This window comes from Enterobacter sp. QK-SA4 (assembly GCF_056856775.1).
Window position 1 is genome coordinate 1 of sequence record NZ_JBXFXH010000001.1, and the last position, 3,881, is coordinate 3,881.

Annotated in this window: 5 protein-coding genes; 3 read left to right on the forward strand and 2 right to left on the reverse strand. The window is 52.5% G+C overall.

Annotation, left to right across the window (positions count from 1 at the left end; translation table 11 throughout):
- Nucleotides 1-75 precede the first annotated feature (75 nt).
- Nucleotides 76-261 (forward strand): Rop family plasmid primer RNA-binding protein, encoded by a 186-nt coding sequence (locus tag AC1VYI_RS00005; RefSeq protein ID WP_013772937.1) that lies wholly within the window; start codon nt 76-78, stop codon nt 259-261.
- 290 nt (nt 262-551) lie between these two features.
- Here the strand turns inward: AC1VYI_RS00005 and AC1VYI_RS00010 are convergent, their stop codons facing one another.
- Nucleotides 552-770 carry a hypothetical protein gene (locus AC1VYI_RS00010; protein ID WP_348560009.1) on the reverse strand — a complete coding sequence of 73 codons (219 nt, stop codon included), beginning with the start codon at nt 768-770 and terminating at the stop codon, nt 552-554.
- A gap of 1,206 nt (nt 771-1,976) precedes the next feature.
- Here AC1VYI_RS00010 and AC1VYI_RS00015 point away from each other — a divergent pair.
- Nucleotides 1,977-2,204: a YgdI/YgdR family lipoprotein gene (locus AC1VYI_RS00015; RefSeq protein ID WP_021243043.1), complete on the forward strand. Its 228-nt coding sequence runs from the start codon at nt 1,977-1,979 to the stop codon at nt 2,202-2,204.
- Nucleotides 2,205-2,569: 365 nt separating this feature from the next.
- The gene (locus tag AC1VYI_RS00020) at nt 2,570-2,755 is read left to right on the forward strand and encodes a Rop family plasmid primer RNA-binding protein (RefSeq protein WP_013772937.1); all 186 of its coding nucleotides are present in this window, start codon (nt 2,570-2,572) and stop codon (nt 2,753-2,755) included.
- A 290-nt stretch (nt 2,756-3,045) separates the two neighbouring features.
- On the opposite strand, the gene AC1VYI_RS00025 is transcribed toward AC1VYI_RS00020, so the two are convergent.
- Complete coding sequence (locus tag AC1VYI_RS00025) at nt 3,046-3,264, reverse strand: hypothetical protein (protein WP_348560009.1); 219 nt, start codon at nt 3,262-3,264, stop codon at nt 3,046-3,048.
- Between the last annotated feature and the right edge of the window lie 617 nt (nt 3,265-3,881).

The following is a 3,881-nucleotide window of genomic DNA, read 5'->3' on the forward strand; positions in this document are numbered from 1 at the left end:
CATGCATGACTATGCACCAGAATGACGCCATGCTCTTTTCACGCAAAAATCATCACCAGACGGGGAAAATCACCAGTGACCAGACAGGAATCCGCCGCCCTCAATATGGCCAAATTTATCCGCGCACAGACACTTCTCCTCCTTGAGCGGCTCGAGCAGATGGATCTGGATGAGGCTGCCGGCTGCTGTGAGCACCTGCACGATCAGGCCGAAGCGCTTTACGCCATGCTGAACGCACAGATAGGCGAGGAAAATGCGTGAAAATCGGTGAACGGGTGCGCAATTCAGTGCGCGGCCGTGAGGCGATGGCGGGGTGTCGGGGCGCAGCCCTGACCAGGGTATTTGTGATGCCGGCGCGTGCGCGGTATTACAAATGCACATCCTGTCCCGGAACGGACACCGGGAAACAGCAAAAAAAACCGGGCGGCACGCCCGGAACTCAATCAAGTTAGATTAGATTACTCTCACTCGTCCATAACAGCATCATGGAACGACGACCACCGTCCGTGACGGCCGCCTCGTTTAAGTATGGACAGAAATACAGAAAATGCTCAGGACGAAATGTAATGAATGCGAACGGATTCAAGAAATTCGAGCATGACAGTCCTTACGGCCGGTTCGGTTTCAGACAAAATCTGCCGGTATGCATCCAGCATCATGGCTCCGGCATCCCCTCCGGCACGCCGTAGCCAGACCGAAACAACGGACACAAGCAGGTGTCGCTCATCATCACTAAGAGTCATCATGGCTCCGGAAGAAAAACCAAACATGGCTTACCTACTGTTAACGGCAACGCAGAAGAAAGGTTTACAGGGTAGCGGGCAGGGATGAAAAAAAAAAATTGCAGTCAGGCCGGAACGGCTGCTGAACCGGTACAGGCGGGTTCCGGGCGCAGCGCCGGACCAGTCACGGAGCACTAGCGGAGTGTATACTGGCTTAAGATGTAGCATGGCAGTAACACATAGCATTAATGCCACATAAGACAGGCGCAGAAAGTGAAAGAAAACGCGTCAGGAGAAAATGTGATACAGAATATATTCCGCTTCCTCGCTCACTGACTCGCTCCGCTCGGTCGTTCGGCTGCGGCGAGCGGGACGGGCTTACGGATGGATCAGAAATTTCCTGGGGGATGCCAGGAAGATACTTAACGAAGAAAGCATAAGGCCGCGCCAAAGCCGTTTTTCCATAGGCTCCGCCCCCCTGACAAGCATCACAGAATCTGACGCTCAAATCAGTGGTGGCGAAACCCGATGCGGCTTAAAGATACCAGGCGTTTCCCCCTGGTGGCTCCCTCGTGCTCCCCCGCATTCCTGCCTTTCGGTTTACCGGTGTCACTCCGCTGTTATGGCCGCGGTTTCTCATTCCACGCCTGACACTCAGTTCCGGGAAGGCAGTTCGCTCCAGGATGGACTGTATGCACGAACCCCCCGTTCAGTCCGACCGCTGCGCCTTATCCGGTAACTATCAACTTGAGTCCAACCCGGAAAGACACGACTAATCGCCATTGGCAACGGCCATTGGCAAACAGGATGTGCGAGAGATGTCTCAAGAGTTCTTGAAGTGGCGGCCTTAGTGAGGCTACACTGAAAGGACAAATTTGGTGACATGTCTCGCACAAGACTGTTACCACGGTTAGGGGATCTGCCAGGATTACCTAACCTTCGAAAAACCACCTGCCAGGGTGGTTTTTTCGTTTACAGGGCAAGAGATTACGCGCGGAAAAAAAGGATCTCAAGAAGATCCTTTATAAATTAGACATCCAACCTCACAAAGAGGAATACTTAAATCATCTTGGTATATGTATCGGCCGGATTACATCTCATATAAGCCTCCTCCCCGCCTGACACCACACTTTGACCATAGCACCTCGCGCCTAACTCGATATACAGCCCACCATCAAGCCTCTTTTCACATAAAAAATGACCTATAGTTAGATGGTTAGTGACCAAAACTGATATGGATAAAAGGAGCTGGCTTTGAAAAAGATTTTTGTTTCAGTGTTCGCAGCGGCAGTTGCGCTTTCAGCCCTCACCGGCTGCACGCGCACAAGCTATGCCATACACACCAATGACGGTCGCACTATTGTCAGCGACGGCAAACCTAAAGAATCAGACTCAGGCCTGCTTGGCTATACAGACGCGAATGGTGTCAAACAGCAGATCAATAAAACCGACGTTAAAGAAGTCTCCGAAATTCCGCACTGAGCATCTTCTCCGAAAAAGGCCGCTAATGTGGCCTTTTTCTTTACCTGTGGTTCTCCGCCAAAATCCCAGCAAATTGCATCACCAAAGCTAAAAGCTTTCAGGGTTGTCTAAAAAGCACAAGACATAAGAGGAAGTGCGGTATTTTATAATCAAGCCCCCAAGAATTTACCATAACATCCGTTGCCCGCACCGCCTGAGACGCGTTCAGCGCGTTCCTGACGAAACCATGACAAAAACCACAACAAACCACCCCGGAACCCGTCAGAAACGCGCCTGTTAAATTTTAACGGCATGCATGACTATGCACCAGAATGACGCCATGCTCTTTTCACGCAAAAATCATCACCAGACGGGGAAAATCACCAGTGACCAGACAGGAATCCGCCGCCCTCAATATGGCCAAATTTATCCGCGCACAGACACTTCTCCTCCTTGAGCGGCTCGAGCAGATGGATCTGGATGAGGCTGCCGGCTGCTGTGAGCACCTGCACGATCAGGCCGAAGCGCTTTACGCCATGCTGAACGCACAGATAGGCGAGGAAAATGCGTGAAAATCGGTGAACGGGTGCGCAATTCAGTGCGCGGCCGTGAGGCGATGGCGGGGTGTCGGGGCGCAGCCCTGACCAGGGTATTTGTGATGCCGGCGCGTGCGCGGTATTACAAATGCACATCCTGTCCCGGAACGGACACCGGGAAACAGCAAAAAAAACCGGGCGGCACGCCCGGAACTCAATCAAGTTAGATTAGATTACTCTCACTCGTCCATAACAGCATCATGGAACGACGACCACCGTCCGTGACGGCCGCCTCGTTTAAGTATGGACAGAAATACAGAAAATGCTCAGGACGAAATGTAATGAATGCGAACGGATTCAAGAAATTCGAGCATGACAGTCCTTACGGCCGGTTCGGTTTCAGACAAAATCTGCCGGTATGCATCCAGCATCATGGCTCCGGCATCCCCTCCGGCACGCCGTAGCCAGACCGAAACAACGGACACAAGCAGGTGTCGCTCATCATCACTAAGAGTCATCATGGCTCCGGAAGAAAAACCAAACATGGCTTACCTACTGTTAACGGCAACGCAGAAGAAAGGTTTACAGGGTAGCGGGCAGGGATGAAAAAAAAAAATTGCAGTCAGGCCGGAACGGCTGCTGAACCGGTACAGGCGGGTTCCGGGCGCAGCGCCGGACCAGTCACGGAGCACTAGCGGAGTGTATACTGGCTTAAGATGTAGCATGGCAGTAACACATAGCATTAATGCCACATAAGACAGGCGCAGAAAGTGAAAGAAAACGCGTCAGGAGAAAATGTGATACAGAATATATTCCGCTTCCTCGCTCACTGACTCGCTCCGCTCGGTCGTTCGGCTGCGGCGAGCGGGACGGGCTTACGGATGGATCAGAAATTTCCTGGGGGATGCCAGGAAGATACTTAACGAAGAAAGCATAAGGCCGCGCCAAAGCCGTTTTTCCATAGGCTCCGCCCCCCTGACAAGCATCACAGAATCTGACGCTCAAATCAGTGGTGGCGAAACCCGATGCGGCTTAAAGATACCAGGCGTTTCCCCCTGGTGGCTCCCTCGTGCTCCCCCGCATTCCTGCCTTTCGGTTTACCGGTGTCACTCCGCTGTTATGGCCGCGGTTTCTCATCGGACGCTGTAGCCACCCATTTTGC